The organism is Pseudomonas sp. PA-1-3F (assembly GCF_021609665.1).
In the GTDB taxonomy this organism is placed as follows: domain Bacteria; phylum Pseudomonadota; class Gammaproteobacteria; order Pseudomonadales; family Pseudomonadaceae; genus Aquipseudomonas; species Aquipseudomonas paracarnis.
Genome location: NZ_WJZD01000036.1, coordinates 45,314 through 61,752, shown reverse-complemented (window position 1 = coordinate 61,752; position 16,439 = coordinate 45,314). Strand labels below are relative to the sequence as shown.

13 protein-coding genes and 1 tRNA gene are annotated in these 16,439 nt (G+C 60.4%); 2 read left to right on the top strand and 12 right to left on the bottom strand.

Features of this window, described 5'->3' with window-relative positions:
- Nucleotides 1-1,173, top strand: a 1,173-nt coding sequence (locus GIV26_RS22550) for an aspartate aminotransferase family protein (protein ID WP_236282277.1), incomplete at its 5' end; no start/stop codon positions are given.
- Between the two features lie 214 nt (nt 1,174-1,387).
- The gene (locus GIV26_RS22545; protein ID WP_003194776.1) at nt 1,388-1,546 is read left to right on the top strand and encodes a YqaE/Pmp3 family membrane protein; all 159 of its coding nucleotides are present in this window, start codon (nt 1,388-1,390) and stop codon (nt 1,544-1,546) included.
- A gap of 5 nt (nt 1,547-1,551) precedes the next feature.
- Here GIV26_RS22545 and pqqE read toward each other — a convergent pair whose 3' ends face one another.
- The 12 genes from pqqE to rpoD all read right to left on the bottom strand — a co-directional run bounded on the left by pqqE (nt 1,552) and on the right by rpoD (nt 16,379).
- The gene (gene pqqE / locus GIV26_RS22540) at nt 1,552-2,682 is read right to left on the bottom strand and encodes a pyrroloquinoline quinone biosynthesis protein PqqE (RefSeq protein ID WP_052200001.1); all 1,131 of its coding nucleotides are present in this window, start codon (nt 2,680-2,682) and stop codon (nt 1,552-1,554) included.
- Entirely contained in the window at nt 2,675-2,950 is a 276-nt protein-coding gene (gene pqqD, locus GIV26_RS22535; RefSeq protein WP_034128838.1) for a pyrroloquinoline quinone biosynthesis peptide chaperone PqqD, read from the bottom strand. Before pqqD ends, pqqE begins: the two co-directional genes overlap by 8 nt.
- Nucleotides 2,947-3,699, bottom strand: a complete 753-nt coding sequence (pqqC, locus tag GIV26_RS22530) for a pyrroloquinoline-quinone synthase PqqC (RefSeq protein ID WP_096144785.1) — start codon at nt 3,697-3,699, stop codon at nt 2,947-2,949. Before pqqC ends, pqqD begins: the two co-directional genes overlap by 4 nt.
- Before the next feature lie 11 nt (nt 3,700-3,710).
- Nucleotides 3,711-4,622 (bottom strand): pyrroloquinoline quinone biosynthesis protein PqqB, encoded by a 912-nt coding sequence (gene pqqB / locus GIV26_RS22525; protein ID WP_197900152.1) that lies wholly within the window; start codon nt 4,620-4,622, stop codon nt 3,711-3,713.
- 71 nt (nt 4,623-4,693) lie between these two features.
- On the bottom strand, nt 4,694-4,768 hold the full coding sequence (gene pqqA / locus GIV26_RS22520) for a pyrroloquinoline quinone precursor peptide PqqA (protein ID WP_003194766.1): 75 nt from the start codon (nt 4,766-4,768) through the stop codon (nt 4,694-4,696).
- A 158-nt stretch (nt 4,769-4,926) separates the two neighbouring features.
- Entirely contained in the window at nt 4,927-7,302 is a 2,376-nt protein-coding gene (gene pqqF, locus GIV26_RS22515) for a pyrroloquinoline quinone biosynthesis protein PqqF (protein ID WP_236282275.1), read from the bottom strand.
- Between the two features lie 48 nt (nt 7,303-7,350).
- Complete coding sequence (locus tag GIV26_RS22510; protein ID WP_236282273.1) at nt 7,351-8,145, bottom strand: carbon-nitrogen hydrolase family protein; 795 nt, start codon at nt 8,143-8,145, stop codon at nt 7,351-7,353.
- A 10-nt stretch (nt 8,146-8,155) separates the two neighbouring features.
- Nucleotides 8,156-9,859 carry a flavin monoamine oxidase family protein gene (locus GIV26_RS22505; RefSeq protein WP_034128835.1) on the bottom strand — a complete coding sequence of 568 codons (1,704 nt, stop codon included), beginning with the start codon at nt 9,857-9,859 and terminating at the stop codon, nt 8,156-8,158.
- Nucleotides 9,860-10,006: 147 nt separating this feature from the next.
- Entirely contained in the window at nt 10,007-10,453 is a 447-nt protein-coding gene (locus GIV26_RS22500) for an Lrp/AsnC family transcriptional regulator (RefSeq protein ID WP_054896788.1), read from the bottom strand.
- A 108-nt stretch (nt 10,454-10,561) separates the two neighbouring features.
- A tRNA-Ile gene (locus tag GIV26_RS22495) sits at nt 10,562-10,638 on the bottom strand.
- A gap of 15 nt (nt 10,639-10,653) precedes the next feature.
- A complete protein-coding gene (locus tag GIV26_RS22490) occupies nt 10,654-14,397 on the bottom strand; it encodes a bifunctional diguanylate cyclase/phosphodiesterase (RefSeq protein ID WP_236282272.1) in 3,744 nt (1,247 codons plus the stop codon).
- 134 nt (nt 14,398-14,531) lie between these two features.
- A complete protein-coding gene (gene rpoD / locus GIV26_RS22485; RefSeq protein WP_054896790.1) occupies nt 14,532-16,379 on the bottom strand; it encodes an RNA polymerase sigma factor RpoD in 1,848 nt (615 codons plus the stop codon).
- Between the last annotated feature and the right edge of the window lie 60 nt (nt 16,380-16,439).

The following is a 16,439-nucleotide window of genomic DNA, read 5'->3' as shown; positions in this document are numbered from 1 at the left end:
ACTGTGGCCCGCCCGCCCCAGGTGTTTGTACAGGGGCAGGGTTCCTGGCTTTCGGACGCTGACGACCGCGCTTATCTGGATTTCAGTCAAGGCGGTGGGGCCAACAGCCTGGGTCACAGTCCCCAGGCCGTACGCGACGCCATTGCCCAACAGATGCACACCGTGATCAACCCTGGCCTGGGTTTGCACAACCGCGCGCAACTGGATCTTGTCGATCGTCTGTGCCACCACACCTGCAGCGACCAGGCCTATTTGCTCAACAGCGGTGCCGAAGCCTGTGAAGCGGCCATCAAGTTGGCACGCAAGTGGGGCCAACTGCATCGCGGTGGCGCTTACCACATCATCACCGTAAACAATGGCTGTCATGGGCGGAGCCTGGGGGCGATGTCGGCGTCGGCTGTGGCCTGCGAAAACCGATTCGAACCGCAGTTGCCAGGTTTCAGCCAAGTGCCGTTTAACGATCTGCCGGCCCTGCATGCAGCGGTCGATGCGCAGACCGTCGCCATCATGCTGGAGCCGATACAAAGCGGCGGCGGTGTCCTCCCTGCGACAGAACATTACCTCAAGGGCGTCGAACGCCTGTGTCGTGAGCTCGGGATCCTGCTGATCTTCGACGAAGTGCAAACCGGTATCGGCCGCTGCGGCAGCCTGCTCGCCGAACAGCAATACGGCGTGCGCGCCGACATCATTGCCCTGGGCAAAGGCCTGGGCGGCGGTGTGCCCCTGGCGGCGCTGCTGGCGCGTGGCACTGCCTGTTGCTTCGAACCGGGCGAGCTGGACGGTACACATCATGGCAATGCACTGATGGCATCTGCGGGTATCGCAGTACTCGACGCTTTATTGGAGAACGGCTTTCTCGAGCACCTACGTGAATCGGGCTTGTACCTGGCAGAAGGCCTTGCCCGCCTGGCCTATCGCTACGGCCATGGGCCCTTGCGCGGCAACGGGCTGCTTTGGGGCCTGACACTGTCGGACGGTTGCGCCGCTGCAGTGGTCAAGGCCGCGCTGCACGAAGGCTTGATTCTCACTGCCGCGCAACCTGACTGCCTGCGCTTTACCCCTGCGCTGAACATCAGCAAAACCCATATCGACGAAATGCTTCTTCGGCTTGCCCGCGCCTTTTCTCGGGTGCGTACCGCTCAAGTGCAATGCCGCAAGGGCATCGCGGTGTGACCCCAGTTTCCTGAACCGTCTCGCGGCATACGCGGCGCCTCCAGCCTGACTCTTTTGGCTGGGGGCGTTTTTTTGTCTGGTTAATTTGTAGTTTGAAAAGATGGCTGGAGATCTGGCATGAGATGGCCCAATGCCAGAATCCACTGAACCCTCACGAACCGCCAAGGTCGATTAGCTACACGGCTCACACGAGCCGATTTTCTGGAGCTGACCCATGGACATCATTCGTATCATCATCGCCATTCTGCTGCCGCCATTGGGTGTGTTCCTGCAAGTAGGTTTCGGCGGTGCATTCTGGCTGAATATCCTGCTGACCCTGTGCGGTTACTTCCCTGGCATCATCCACGCGGTGTACATCATCGCCAAGCGTTGAGGCCCTCAGCCTTTTGCTATGAGCCTTGAGTTGCGCTCATTGCGAAAAGCCAGTTGCTCGATGGTCTGGGTGGCATGTTCGGCCTCTTCCCGCGCTTGCAGGATGATGCCGTGCTGCTCGGATTTGCTGCATACAGGGTCGGCATTACTGGCGTCACCAGTGAGCATGAAGGCCTGGCAACGGCAGCCGCCGAAGTCCTTTTCTTTTTCGTCGCATGAACGGCATGGCTCAGGCATCCAGTCGTAACCACGAAAGCGATTGAAGCCAAACGAGTCGTACCAGATGTGCTGCATGCTGTGGTCGCGCACATTGGGAAACTGCACGGGCATCTGCCTCGCGCCGTGACAGGGCAGGGCGGTGCCGTCGGGTGTGACTGTCAGGAAGATGCTGCCCCAGCCATTCATGCAGGCTTTGGGGCGCTCCTCGTAATAATCCGGTGTCACGAAGATCAGCTTGCAGGGGTGGCCTTCGGCTTCCAGTTTGGCGCGGTATTCATTGGTGATGCGTTCGGCGCGCACCAACTGCTCGCGGGTGGGCAGCAAGCCCACGCGGTTGAGCTGTGCCCAGCCGTAGAACTGGCAGGTAGCGAGTTCGACGAAATCCGCTTCCAGCGCAATGCACAGTTCGATGATGCGGTCGATCTTGTCGATATTGTGGCGATGGGTGACGAAGTTCAGCACCATCGGGTAGCCGTGGGCTTTCACCGCTCGGGCCATTTCCAGTTTTTGCGCGAAGGCTTTTTTGGAGCCGGCCAGCAGGTTGTTCACCTGTTCGTCACTGGCCTGGAAGCTGATCTGGATATGGTCCAGGCCGGCTTTCTTGAAGTCGCTGATTTTTTGTTCGGTGAGGCCGATGCCAGAGGTGATCAGGTTGGTGTAGAAACCCAGCTTGCGAGCCTCGCCGATCAGTTCGGCCAAGTCCTGGCGCACCAGCGGCTCGCCGCCGGAAAAACCCAACTGCGCAGCACCCATTTCACGGGCTTCGCGAAATACCTTGATCCATTGTTCGGTGCTCAGCTCTTTGCCCTGCTCGGCGAAATCCAGCGGGTTGGAGCAATACGGGCACTGCAGCGGGCAGCGATAGGTCAGCTCGGCCAGCAGCCACAGAGGCAGGCCTATGGCTGGCTTTTCAGGCAAGGGTGATCCAGTGCTCAGCACGGGCGACCTCCATGAATTGCTCGATGTCGTCACTCAGCTCTGGCACACCGGGGAACTGCTTATCCAGCTCGGCAATGATTGCCGCAACGTCGCGCTCGCCGTCGATCAGGCCACCGATCAATGCGGCGCTGTCGTTGAGCTTGATCATGCCTTCGGGGTAGAGCAACACGTGGCCTTTCTGAGCAGGCTCGTACTGGTAGCGATAGCCCTGGCGCCAGGTCGGTTTTTTGCTGCGATCAAAGCTCATAGGGTGATCCCTTTATGCCATACCCGCTGTTCGGTCACGCTGTGATACGGCGGGCGTTTGAGTTCATAGGCCATGCTCATGGCGTCCAGCATGCTCCAGAGGATGTCCAGTTTGAACTGGAGAATTTCCAGCATGCGCTCCTGCCCCTCGCGGGTGGTGTAGTGCTGCAGGGTGATCTCCAAGCCGTGTTCCACATCGCGACGGGCCTGGCCCAGTCGTGTGCGGAAGTACTCGTAACCGGCCGGGTCGATCCACGGGTAATGCTGGGGCCAACTGTCGAGGCGCGACTGGTGGATTTGCGGCGCGAACAGCTCGGTCAGCGAGCTGCTGGCGGCTTCCTGCCAGCTGGCGCGGCGGGCGAAGTTGACATAGGCGTCCACGGCGAAGCGTACGCCGGGCAGCACCAACTCCTGGGAGCGCAGTTGATCGGGGTCCAGGCCCACGGCCTGGCCCAGGCGCAGCCAGGCTTCGATACCGCCGTCTTCACCGGGCGCGCCGTCATGGTCGAGCAGGCGCTGGATCCATTCGCGACGGATTTCACGGTCTGGGCAGTTGGCCAGGATCGCCGCGTCTTTCAGCGGGATATTCACCTGATAGTAGAAGCGATTGGCGACCCAACCCTGGATCTGCTCACGGCTGGCGCGGCCTTCGTACATCGCCACATGGTAAGGGTGATGGATATGGTAGAAGGCGCCCTTGGCGCGCAGGGCTGCTTCGAACTCAGCCTTGCTCAACGGTGTGTCGGTCATTTCTATCGCTCCTACAATTCAATGCTCATGCCGTCGTAAGCCACTTCGACATTGCGCCGCACCAGCTCCGCTCGCTCGGGGGAGTCTTCATCGAGGATCGGGTTGGTGTTGTTGATGTGGATAAGCACTTTGCGCTGTTTGGGCAGTTGCTCCAGCACTTCAAGCATGCCGCCGGGGCCGTTCTGTGCCAGGTGGCCCATCTCACGCCCGGTGCGGGTGCCGACGCCACGGCGCTGCATTTCATCGTCGTCCCACATCGTGCCGTCAACCAGCAGACAGTCACTGCCGGCCATGATGTCCAGCAGCGGTGCGTCGATCTTGCCCAGGCCCGGGGCGTAGAACAATTTGCCGTTGGTGCGCAGGTCTTCGACGATTAGGCCAATGTTGTCACCGGGGTGCGGGTCGAAACGGTGCGGCGAATAGGGTGGTGCGGCGCTGCGCAACGGCAGCGGGGTGAAGCGCAGGTTGGGGCACGCCGGGATGGTGAAGCTGGCGTCCAACTCGATGCGGTTCCAGGCCAGGCCACCGTTCCAGTGGGTCAGCATGGTGAACAACGGGAAACCGGTGCTCAGGTCTTCGTGGACCATGTCGGTGCACCACACCTGGTGCGGGCAGCCTTCGCGCAGGCTCAGCAGGCCAGTGGTATGGTCGATCTGGCTGTCCATCAGGATGATTGCGCTGATGCCGGTATCGCGCAGGGCGCGGCCCGGTTGCATGGGCGCAAAGCCCTGGAGTTGTGCGCGGATATCCGGCGAGGCATTGCAGAGCACCCAATTCACGCCATTGTCGGAGATCGCGATGGATGACTGGGTACGCGCCTGGGCCCGCAGGCTGCCATCGCGAAAACCTGCGCAGTTCACGCAGTTGCAGTTCCACTGCGGGAAGCCACCGCCGGCGGCGGAACCTAGAATCTGGACAAACATGATCGCTCCATCAAGCACAGCTCAAAACAAAAACGCCCCGGGCGAACCGAGGCGTTGTGTCACTCAGCCAATTAACGGCTGGCGAAGTACATGGTGACTTCGAAACCAATACGCAGATCAGTGTAAGCAGGTTTGGACCAGGTCATATTCTTACTCCTATCAAGGGATGGGACGTTCACTACCAAGTAATACATATAGTCCACCTCCCATTGGAGATGTTCAGATATTGCTGCGCAATGTTACGCAATTTTATTCAAGTTAGCGCTGTCTCGGTGGAGAAAGCCTGTTGCAGGGTTGGCAACGATCACGGCGCTGCTTGCCAGTCGTCGCTGATGCGCGGCCCGTTGGCCACGCATTGCCAGCCGCCTGCGGCGTCATTGAGTCGTTGCGCGGCGCGCTGCACATCCTCGCGCGTGCACGCTTGGATCAACTGTTGAAGCTGATCCAGATAACCCGACGAATGGCCTGCCAGGTGCGCATGCCAGAGCAAGTCGGCAGCTTCGTTGATAGGCAGCGTCTGGGCCGCGAACTGCTGTGCGAGGGCCTGGTTACCCAAGTCGGGACTGCGCTCGATCAACGACGGCAGTTGCCCCAGGAAGGCCTGCAACTGTTGGACGATGCCGTCTAGGGAGATGGTGGGCGACTGCACCCCAAACAACAGGCCTGTTTGGCCGTTGATCTGTCGGATGCCGCTGAACACGGCGTAGCCGATTTGCAGTTCGACTCTCAAGCGCTGGTAGAACGGCCCCTGGAGCACGTGCCCGAGCAACCGCCAGTTGGCTTCATCGGCTAGGGATTGAGTCGGCGTCGGGCAGAATAACAGTAGCGCTGCTTCGCTGGATTCGGTGCTGACTGCGTGCCAGCGCTTTTGTCCGTCAAGGACGTGAGGTGTATAAGGCACGCTTGCCGGTTGCCCAGGCAGCCGGGCCGCTGCGGCTTTGATCGCGGCTTCACTGGTGGGGGGTAGGCCAGCGCCCAGCGCCTGCCAGCGCGCGGTAGCCCATGATGCTGTTGTCTCCTGAGGCTGGGGCTGAACACCCGCGCAGCAAGCGGGCAACGCCTTGAGCAGTTCCCGGATGGCGATCATCGGCACGGGAGCGGTCGGTGGCAAAGGTTCATCCGAGTTACTCAGACACCGCGCCAACGCTTCGAGCACCGCCGGCATGGGCTCGTGGAGGCCGTGCATCTTCACCAGCCAGTCAGTGGCGATCGTTTCGCAAGACAACTCGACGCCCGCCTGCCGTGCTTGTTCGCACAAAGGCCGCAACAGGCTTTCCAGCCCGGTGGGTACCGCCGAGTCAAACCGCCAGTGCAGGTATAGCGCGCCTTCCCCAGTGTCATCCGCCAACGCCTGGCTGAAGGTCAACGCTGACAGCTCCCGTCGGCCCCGTGAGCGATCCTGGGCAAAGGTACGCAAGCCACGGTGGGCGCTGGTTTGGCCGCGAATCAGGCCGGCGCGTTCTTCCTTGGCGGGCGCACGAAGCAAAGGGTTATTGGGCGGCAGTTGCCAAAGGTGCCGGGAGGCGGGCAGGTGCAGTGAATCGAGCATGGCCTTGAGGGCTGCGGCGCCTTGTTCCGACAGGTCTTGGGCATCGTTGCGCGCCAACGCCAGGGCGCCTTGGACCTGTTGCTGGCGAGCATTGAGCAAGGCGAACTCTTCGCGTAATGCTGTCCAGTCGCTGTGTGCGAAGAAACTCAGCCAGTCGTGCAGCAACTCTTCGATCGACGTGGCCGGTTCGCGCGCGCTGCCGAGAGTGAAGTGGATATCCAGCACGGCTTGATCCGCGAATTGGTACAGCACGGACGCCTGCAGCGCGGTGGCCAGTCGTCGTGCTTGCAGCTCGGCGAGCAACCCACCGGCGGCCGAGGCGTTGAGCCAGGTGCAGAGAAACGCCAGCGCTTCCCGTGGCGCGTTACAGGTAATGACCTGATGCAGGTGTTGGCCGGCGACGTGCTGATAACGGTGTGCCGGGCCATGCATCAAGGCCGGTGGAGCGGCCTGCGGGTGCAATGGGCCGGGCGTCAGTTGGTCACTGAACTGCTGGGCCAAGGCCTGCAGGTCGGCCAGCGATTGTGGACCGGCGAGGCTCAAGGTCATCTGCCCGCTTTGATAAAAGCGTGTATGGAACCCTCGCAAGGCATGCTGAAAGTCGTCGCTTTCCACCGGCAGGCTGTCGCGGTTGCCGGCATGAAAACCGCGCAGGGGATGATCCGCCGCCAAGCCTTGCAGCAGCGCCACTTGCTGTTGGGCCTTGGCATCCTGGGACCAGGCGATGAACTCCGCCTCCAGCACTTCGCGTTCACGTTGTTGATCGTCGAGGGCCAGGCGCGGGTGAGCCAGCATATCCGCCAAACGCGCCAGCCCGTCTGCAAAAACCGGCACCGGCAGTTCAAAGAAGAACTCGGTGGTGCGCTCACGGGTGCTGGCGTTGACCTGCCCACCGTGGCGCTGCACGTAGGCCATCAGCCCTTCGCCGGCTGGAAAACGCTCGGTACCGAGAAACAACAAGTGCTCAAGAAAATGCGCCAGCCCAGGCCAGGCCAATGGCACGTCATGGCTGCCGGCAGCCACGTGTAAAACGGCGGCGCAGCGTTTCAAGCGTGGCGCATGGCGCAGGCAAACCCGCAGGCCATTGGCGAGGGTCAGGTGAAGGGGATGAGGGTGAACCGGCGCAGGCATGGGCACTTCCGAGGCGTGGGAAGTGCCTATGCTAGCAAACCCAATGGGTCAGGGCTTGTGCAGTGCGCCGTAGAGTTCGGCGCGACGGTCTTGCAGATAGTGGTTGGCGACGCGGGCGTCGACAATAGATTGGTGATTCAGGGTGCCGACGATCAAGGCTTCATCCAGGCCGGCCTGGGCAATTCGCTGGCCGTCCGGCGCGGCAATGCTGCTTTGCCCGCAGTAGTGAATCTCGCCTTCGTGCCCGCAGTAGTTGGCATAGGCCACAAAACACTGGTTTTCAAAGGCTCGCGCCCGCACGGTGACGTCGGCAACAAAGTCGAACGGCACCATATTGGCGGTGGGCACCAGAATCAGTTCGGCACCGGCGAGGGCCAGGCGCCGGGTGTTTTCCGGAAACTCCAGGTCGTAGCAAATCAGCATGCCCACCTTCCAACCGTTCAATTCCACCACCGGAAAATCATCGGGGCCGGCGCTGAACATCGAATGGTCAAGATCGCCAAACAAGTGGGTCTTGCGGTAGTTGCACAGGCGCGTGCCCAGGGCGTCGATCAACTGCACGGCGTTGTAGACCTGGCCGTCTTCGGCCCGTTCCGGGTAGCCATACAGGATCGCCAGCCCGGCACTTTGCGCCAGTTCGGCAATCGCCTGCGCCGATGGCCCATCCTGTGCCTCGGCCAGTGCGCCAACGGCTTCGGCGCCAATGTTATAGCCGGTGAGGAACATCTCTGGCAGCACCAGCACATCGGCGCCGTGTGCCTCATGGGCCAGTTGATGCAGGCGCTGCAGGTTGGCGGCCACATCCAGCGGCAGCGGCGGACATTGGTACAGGGCGACACGCATGCTCAACTCCTTATTCTGCCAGGGCGATTGGCCCTATTTCATCGAACACGTCGCCTGGGCCTGGGTTCTCCGGGTGGGTGCTGCCACCGAAGTGGTTCATGATGCCCCATACCGCGTTGAGCGAGGTTTGTACCGCGCCTTCGACCCAGGCAGGCGTCCACGATACATCATCACCCGCGATGAATATCCCGCGTTGTTCGGCGGGCATATCCTTCTGCATGAAGTGCGCATACATCCGTTGGTTGTAACGATAGTGACCGGGCAAGGCACCTTTGAAGGCCCCGAGGAAATGCGGATCGGCCTCCCAGGATACGGTGATCGGGTCGCCGATGATGCGCGCCTTGATGTCGACTTTGGGGTAGATCTTCTTCAGTGCATCCAGGGCCAGTTTCACCCGCTTGTCGATGGGCTGGGGCAGCATCTTCAGCGCGTCGCTCATCCACGAGTAGGACAGGCAGATCACCCCCGGCTTGTCGTCACCGTTATCGAACAGGTAGGTGCCACGGGTAAGGCGGTCGGTGAGGGTCATGCTCATCAGGTCGCGCCCGGTTTGCGGGTCTTTGTCTTTCCAGAATGGGCGATCAACCATCACGAAGGTTTTCGAGGACTGCATGTAGCGAGTGCGATCCAGGGCCATCCACATTTTTTGTGAGAACAGGGTTTCGTCGCATTCGATCTGGGTGGTCAGCAGCCAGCTTTGGCAGGTGGTCAGCACCGCCGCGTATTCACGGGTGTCGCCATAGTTGTCGGTAACGGCGAAACGGCCATCGGCGGCGTGGGCAATGCGCTTCACGCCGGCCCGTGGTGCACCTCTATGCAACGAGCTCAGGCTGGTGCCGGCCGGCCAGTGGGCGCAGCGTTCCGGCACATGGCGCCAGATGCCCATGGGCACTTGTGCCACGCCACCGACGATCAAGTGTTGATGATCATCGCAGTTGGTCATCACCACGCGGAAGATTTCCAGCATGGAGTTGGGGAAGTCCGAGTCCCAGCCGCCGGTGCCGAAACCGACCTGGCCAAACACCTCGCGGTGGTGGAAGGACAATTTGGCGAAGGCTTTGGAGGTGGCGACGAAGTCGTAGAAGGTACGGTCATCCCACAGCGGCACGAGCTTGTTCCACAGTTCCTTGAGCCGTGGCACGTCGCGGTCGCGGATTGCCTGCTGGATATCGCCGAACTGCGAACCGGCCTCCAAGGCGTCGGCCCAGGCATCGGCGACTTCCTGGAACAGTGCCGGTAAATCGGAAAGTTTTTGCGCGTAGTGAGTCTGGCCTTCCAGATCGATCACAGTGCTGCCAGACGCCGGCGTCAGCGGGTTGGGAAAGGGCTTGGTTTCCAGTCCCAGTTTGTCCACGTAATGGTAGAACGCCGTGGACGACACCGGGAACCGCATGCCGCCCAGCTCGGCGATGATGCCTTCGGCGCCTTCAAAGGCCTGCGAGCGCAAGCGGCCACCCATCTTCGAGGCTTCATACACCACGGGCTTGAGCCCGAGTTTCATCAGCTCGTAGGCCGCCACCAGGCCCGCGATCCCGGCGCCGACGATCGCCACTTCGGCGCCGTGATTAGCCGCAGGAATACTGCCCAGCCCGGCGGGGTGTTCGATCCAGTCATCAAAGGCAAACGGGAAATCCGGGCCGAAGATGGTGATGGGTTTCTTGCCATCGCCCGGGTGGCGATTGGGCTTGCTGAGAGTGCTGGACGGAATGCTCATGGCTGACCTTACTGACGGCTCGGCGGGAGGAGGGCCCGTTGAGTATAGGAAAAGATGGCAGCCAGTTTAGGGAACGTTGCGCGCGTTAATAAGGCGCAATATGTCGTCGGATTGCGCTAGTTTTAGTCAATGTGACGAGTTAAGCGGTCAGATTGGTTGTCCGCGATCCAATTTGTTACTGAGGATGATCGAGGTGGTGGTTTTCTCCACGCCGTCGACACTGCCGATCTGGTCCAGCAATTGGTCCAGTTGCTCCGGCGAATCGGTGCGCAGCCAAGCCACGTAATCGAACTCCCCACTCACCGCGCACAGCTGCTGCACTTGCGCCATGGCGCTCAGCCTGCGCAATACCTCTTTGCCGGAGCGGGGTTGCACGGTAACGCCCACGTAAGCCTGCAACCCACCATCCGCAACGCGCTGGCCCAGGCGCACGCCGTAACCGGTGATGACCTGGGTTTTCTCCAGGCGGGCCAGACGCGACGTGACGGTGGTGCGGGCGATGCCCAACTGCCTGGCGAGCATGGCCACGCTTTCACGGGCGTTGAGCTGCAGGGCGGCGATCAGTTGGCGGTCGATTTCGTCTAGGACGGGCAAGGGGGGCTCCGGTGCGGGGGCAATGGGCAAGCATGGTACAGGCTTGGCCTGGCTGAAAGAACCGTGATGCCAGATACGCAAAAGCCGCGCAGTGCGCGGCTTTAAGTATGGTGGGCCCAGTAGGACTCGAACCTACGACCAAGGGATTATGAGTCCCCTGCTCTAACCAACTGAGCTATAGGCCCTCAGTAGGTCGCGGATTATAGCGATGGTTTGTTCACTGTGCCATCCGAAAAATCCTTGTGCCGTGTACGAAGGAAGCTGGCGGCAAAAAGCTCCGGTGGCAGGGGCAGGCTGACGATGTAGCCTTGCATCTGTTCACACCCCTCGCTTGCGAGGAATGCTTGTTGTGCCGGGGTTTCCACGCCTTCGGCGATGATGGTGAATTGCATGCTGTGGCCAAGGGCGATGATGGCGCGCACGATGGCTGCATCGTGAGGGTCGTCGGGCAAGCCGCGGACGAAGGATTGATCGATCTTGAGGAAGTCCAGGGGCAGGCGTTTGAGGTAGCTGAGGGACGAGTAGCCGGTGCCGAAATCATCGATTGCCAGCTGTACACCCAGGCGCTTGAGTTGGTGCAACACCGCCAGTGCTTCTTCGGCTTGGCTCATGATGAAGTTTTCGGTGATCTCCAGCTGCAGGCAGCCGGGGTCGAGGTGGTAATCGCGCAGCAGTTGTTCGATGCGTGATAGCAGGTTGGGGTGACGCAGTTGCGCGCCTGCAAGGTTGACCGACAGTGGGCCGAAATCCTTGAAAGCCGCTTGCCAGGCGTGCAACTGCCGGCACGCCTGTTCCAGTACCCAGTCGCCGATTTGCAGGATCATGCCGTTCTCTTCGGCCAGGGCAATAAAGTGCTCGGGCGGGACCTCGCCCAAGGTCGGGTGGTGCCAACGGATCAAGGCTTCGGCGCCGATCAGTTGTTGGGTGACCAGGCTGCGTTTGGGTTGGTAATACAGGCTCAATTCTTCACGTTCGATGGCGCGGCGCAGTTCGTGCTCCAGCGCTACGCGTTCATTGGCCTGGGCGGTCAGGTCGCGGGTGTAGCGCTCGACCCGGTTGCGCCCCTTGGCTTTGGAGCGATACATCGCGGCGTCGGCATTTTTGACCAGGGTGGCGACGTCGGTACCGTCTTGCGGATACAGACTGGTGCCGATACTCGCGCTTATGAAGAACTCATGCTCGCCGGCCTGGAATGGCGGGGTAAAACAGTCGAGCAGTTTGTTCGCCAAGTGCTGGGCGTCGCTGGCCTGTTGCAAGCCGGGCAGCAGGATGATGAATTCGTCGCCGCCCAAGCGAGCAACGGTGTCCACGTCCCGCAACTGTTCCTTGAGGCGTACGGCGATGTCTTTGAGCAGCAGGTCGCCGACCGGGTGGCCGAGGCTGTCGTTGATGTGCTTGAAGCGGTCGAGGTCGAGAAACAGCACCGCGCCCTGTTTACCACTTTCCTGCTGGCCGTTGAGTGCGGCCTGCAACCGGTTTTCAAACAAGGTGCGGTTGGGCAGGCCAGTCAATGGGTCGTGGTGGGCCTGATAATCCAGGCGGGCCTGGGCCAGCTTGAGGCTGGAGATGTCGGCAAACACAGCAACGAAGTGCGTGACCAATTGCTCGCGGTTACGCACAGCGCTGATGGTCAGCCAGCTCGGATACACCTCGCCGTTCTTGCGGCGGTTGGAGATCTCTCCTTGCCAGTGGCCATGGGTCGTCAACTGGTGCCACATTGCCGCATAGAACGCGCTGTCGTGCAGGCCGGAGGCGAGCAAGCGCGGGGTATGGCCAAGGGCTTCAACCTCGCTGTAGCCGGTTATCTCCGTGAAGGCGCGGTTGACGGCGCTGATGTTCTGTCGTGTGTCGGTGATCAAGACGCCTTCGGCGGTGCTTTCGAACACCGTGGCGGCCTGCTGCAGTTTTTCCTGCATCAACTGGCGTTCGGTGATGTCCCGGGCGATGGTCAGCATGCAGTCTTCGTCGCCAATCGGCAGTGGGCGGCTGGACACTTCGCAGAGGCGAATCTGGCCATCGGCACGACGGATATGACAGATGAAATCGCGGACAAAGCCGTCGCGCTGCATCAATTCCAGCATGTGCTTGCGTTCGTTGAGGTCGACCCAGATGCCCAGGTCCAAAGCTGATTGGTCGAGTGAAGAGGCGCTGGTGAAGCCGGTCAGGTGGCTGAAACCCTCGTTAACTTCGATCAGCAGGCCGTCGCTCTGGCGGCTTAGCAGTAAGCCATCTGGGGAGGCATGGAAGGCTTTGGCAAACTTTTCTTCGGAGGTTTGCAGTCGCTGTTGGGTTTCCTTGAGCTGGGTGATGTCCCGCACCACCACCACCAAGGCTTCGGTGGTGTCGAGTTGGAATGGCTCGGCTGAGATCAGCCCGGTAAAGGCCTGGCCATTGCTGCGCAGAAAGGACATTTCCAGGTTACGGATACTGGTGGTCTGTACCCGCTGCAGCAAATCCGGACCGACGCCCTGAATGCCCCATATATTCAGATCTGAGGCGGTTTTGCCCACGACCTCATCAAAGCTCAGGCCAATCTGGTCCTCGAATGCCTTGTTGACCTCCAGCAAACAACCATCAGACAACCGAGCAATCACCAGGATGTCCGGACACTGCTGAAACACCGAGGCAAATTTCTGCTCGGACAGTTGCAGGGCTTCCTCGGTGCGCTTGGCTTCGCTGATGTCGATCATCAGGCCGCGCAGCACTGGCTCGTGGCCGTGTTCGATCAGGCTGACAATGTCGCGTACCCACAGGCAGCGGCCATCGGCGGTGATGACCCGGTAATCAATACTGTGATCACGGTTGGCTCGAGTTTCCCGATAGCAATAGGCCTCGGCGCGGGTCAGGTCAGCGGGATGGATGATGTTGCGCCAGAAGCCTGGAATCAGCCAATGGGCGCGGGGATAGCCGAGCAGGTCTTCGGCATGGGGCGACACATAGCTGTAGGTGAAATCGCTGATGCTTGCTTCCCAGGCAATGGCGGACAAGCTCTCCACCAAGCCGCGATAGTGGTACTCGCTGCTACGCAATTCTTGCTCAAGGGCGACCCGGCGGGAAATTTCCGAGCTGAGCCGGCGATTGATCCGAATGACGATCGCCAGTACCGTACTCAACAGCAGCACCGCTGGCAGGCCGTACGTGAGTAGGTCAGCCCAGAAGGTGCGGTGATCAGTGAAGCTGCCGACCCAATGTTGCTGGATTGCATCCGTTTCGGCTGAGCTGAGGTCGGCGAGGACTTTGTCCAGGATGCCCACCAGGATTTTTTCATCCCGCGGGACACCCATCGCCAGTTGGTAGCGGTAGGGCGTTTCGCCGCTGACGTACAGGCCGTCGAGCTTGAGTTGGCGCAGGCTCCAGACGCTGGAGGCGAGGTCGCCGACAACGGCATCCACTTCATCGGTGGCCAGGGCTTGCAGCGTCGAACTGACGTTGGGCAGGGCGACCAGATTCAGGTCCGGATGGTGAGTGCGGAGCAATTCATGGGGCGCGTAGTTTTCCACCACGGCAATTTTAAGCCCGTACAAATCCTTGAGGCTGCGTGGTTTCGCGCCGCCTTCATGGGCCAGGATGACGATGGGAAAGTCGAGATAGGGGCGTGTGAACGCCAGGAAGTTTTGGCGTTCGGGGGTGGACATGATGCCCGGCAGCAGGTCGAGCTGATTATTGCGGGCTTGTTCAAGCACCGCGGTCCAGTTAACCGGTTCGATCAGTTTGATACGCACACCCAGGCGGTCCTGGAGCAGGCGTACGTAATCGGCTGCCAAGCCCTGATATCGGCCATTTTCATCGCGATATTCAAAAGGTGGCCAAGACGCATCCACGCCTAGGCGCAGCTCCTGATGGTCCGCCAACCAGCTACGCTCATCATCCGTAAGAGTCAACGCGCCAGCCGTTGCGGTCCAGGTCAGCAGCGACAGCAGTATCACGGTCGGCAATCTGGGCATAACGGTCTCGTTATGGCACGGGGAATGTCTCGAGTGTAGACGGGCATTGCGAGGGTGGGGTGGTGCGGGGCAGTTAATCTGTCAAAGCAATCGGTAGAAAGCAAAACCCCCGGCCTGGGCCGGGGGTTCTGGTATCACTCGTCGAGGAAGGAGCGCAGATGCTCGCTTCGCGTCGGGTGGCGCAACTTGCGCAGCGCCTTGGCTTCGATCTGACGGATCCGCTCACGGGTCACGTCAAACTGCTTACCGACTTCCTCAAGGGTGTGGTCGGTATTCATGTCGATGCCGAAACGCATGCGCAGTACCTTGGCTTCACGGGCAGTGAGGCCGGACAGTACGTCGCGAGTCGCTTCTTTCAAGCTCTCAACAGTGGCGACATCGATTGGCGACTGCATGGTCGAGTCTTCGATGAAGTCGCCCAGATGGGAGTCTTCGTCATCACCAATCGGCGTTTCCATGGAGATCGGCTCTTTAGCGATCTTCAATACCTTGCGGATTTTATCCTCAGGCATTTCCATGCGTTCGCCCAGCTCTTCCGGAGTCGGTTCGCGACCCATTTCCTGCAACATCTGCCGGGAAATTCGGTTGAGCTTGTTGATGGTCTCGATCATGTGCACCGGAATACGGATGGTGCGGGCCTGGTCGGCGATCGAGCGAGTGATCGCCTGACGGATCCACCAGGTGGCATAAGTCGAGAACTTGTAGCCGCGACGGTATTCGAACTTGTCCACCGCCTTCATCAAGCCGATGTTGCCTTCCTGGATCAGATCAAGGAACTGCAGGCCACGGTTGGTGTACTTCTTGGCGATGGAGATCACCAGACGCAAGTTCGCTTCAACCATCTCTTTTTTCGCGCGGCGGGCCTTGGCCTCACCGATCGACATGCGACGGTTGATGTCTTTGATTTCTGCAATCGTCAGGCCGGTTTCGGTCTCAAGCGCGGTCAGCTTCTGCTGGCAACGGATGATATCGGGCTGCAGGCGACCTATGGCTTCGGCGTATTTCGCCTTGCCCTTGGCCAGTGCGTCGCTCCAGCTTTCGTCAACTTCGTTGCCCGGGAACTGGCGCAGGAAATCGGTACGCGGCATGCGCGCATCACGCACACAGAGCTGCATGATCGCACGCTCTTGGGCACGCAGACGCTCAAGAGCACTGCGAACACGCTCAACCAGGCCTTCGAATTGCTTGGGCACCAGCTTGATCGGCATGAACAGCTCAGCCAGGGCCACCAGCTCGGCAATTGCCTGCTTGTTGCCGCGACCGTGCTTCTTCAGGGCCTTGCGGGTGATTTCCATTTGATCGGAAACCGCACCGAAGCGCTGGGCCGCGATGACCGGGTCTGGACCGCTTTCGGCTTCTTCTTCGTCGTCGCTGCTTTCAGCTTCGTCGTCGTCGGAGTCGTCGTCCGCTTTTGCGGCTTTCGCATCAACAGGCGGCGGTACTTCGGCGGCAGGCGGCGCAATGCCGTCGTCCGGGTCGATATAACCGCTCAGGACGTCGGACAGGCGGCCACCTTCGGTGGTGACGCGGGTGTACTCGGCGAGAATGTGGTCAACCGTGCCAGGGAAGTGCGCAATGGCGCCCATCACTTCACGGATACCCTCTTCGATACGCTTGGCGATTTCGATCTCGCCTTCGCGTGTCAGCAGCTCGACGGTACCCATTTCGCGCATATACATGCGCACAGGGTCTGTCGTGCGGCCGATATCGGTCTCTACTGCAGCCAGCGCGGCAGCAGCTTCCTCAGCGGCGGCCTCGTCGGTATCAGCGTCGGCCAGCATAAGGGAATCCTTATCTGGCGCGACTTCGAATACGTTGATCCCCATGTCGTTAATCATGCGGATGATGTCTTCCACCTGCTCAGGATCTGAAATATCCTCAGGCAGGTGGTCGTTGACCTCCGCGTAAGTCAGGTAACCCTGCTCACGACCAAGAAGTATCAACTCTTTGATACGAGACTGCTGTTGCGCTTTTCCGGACATAACACCCTATCCACTGAAGGTCTTGGCGGGCAAAAAACAAGCCGAGGATTATACCCGAGC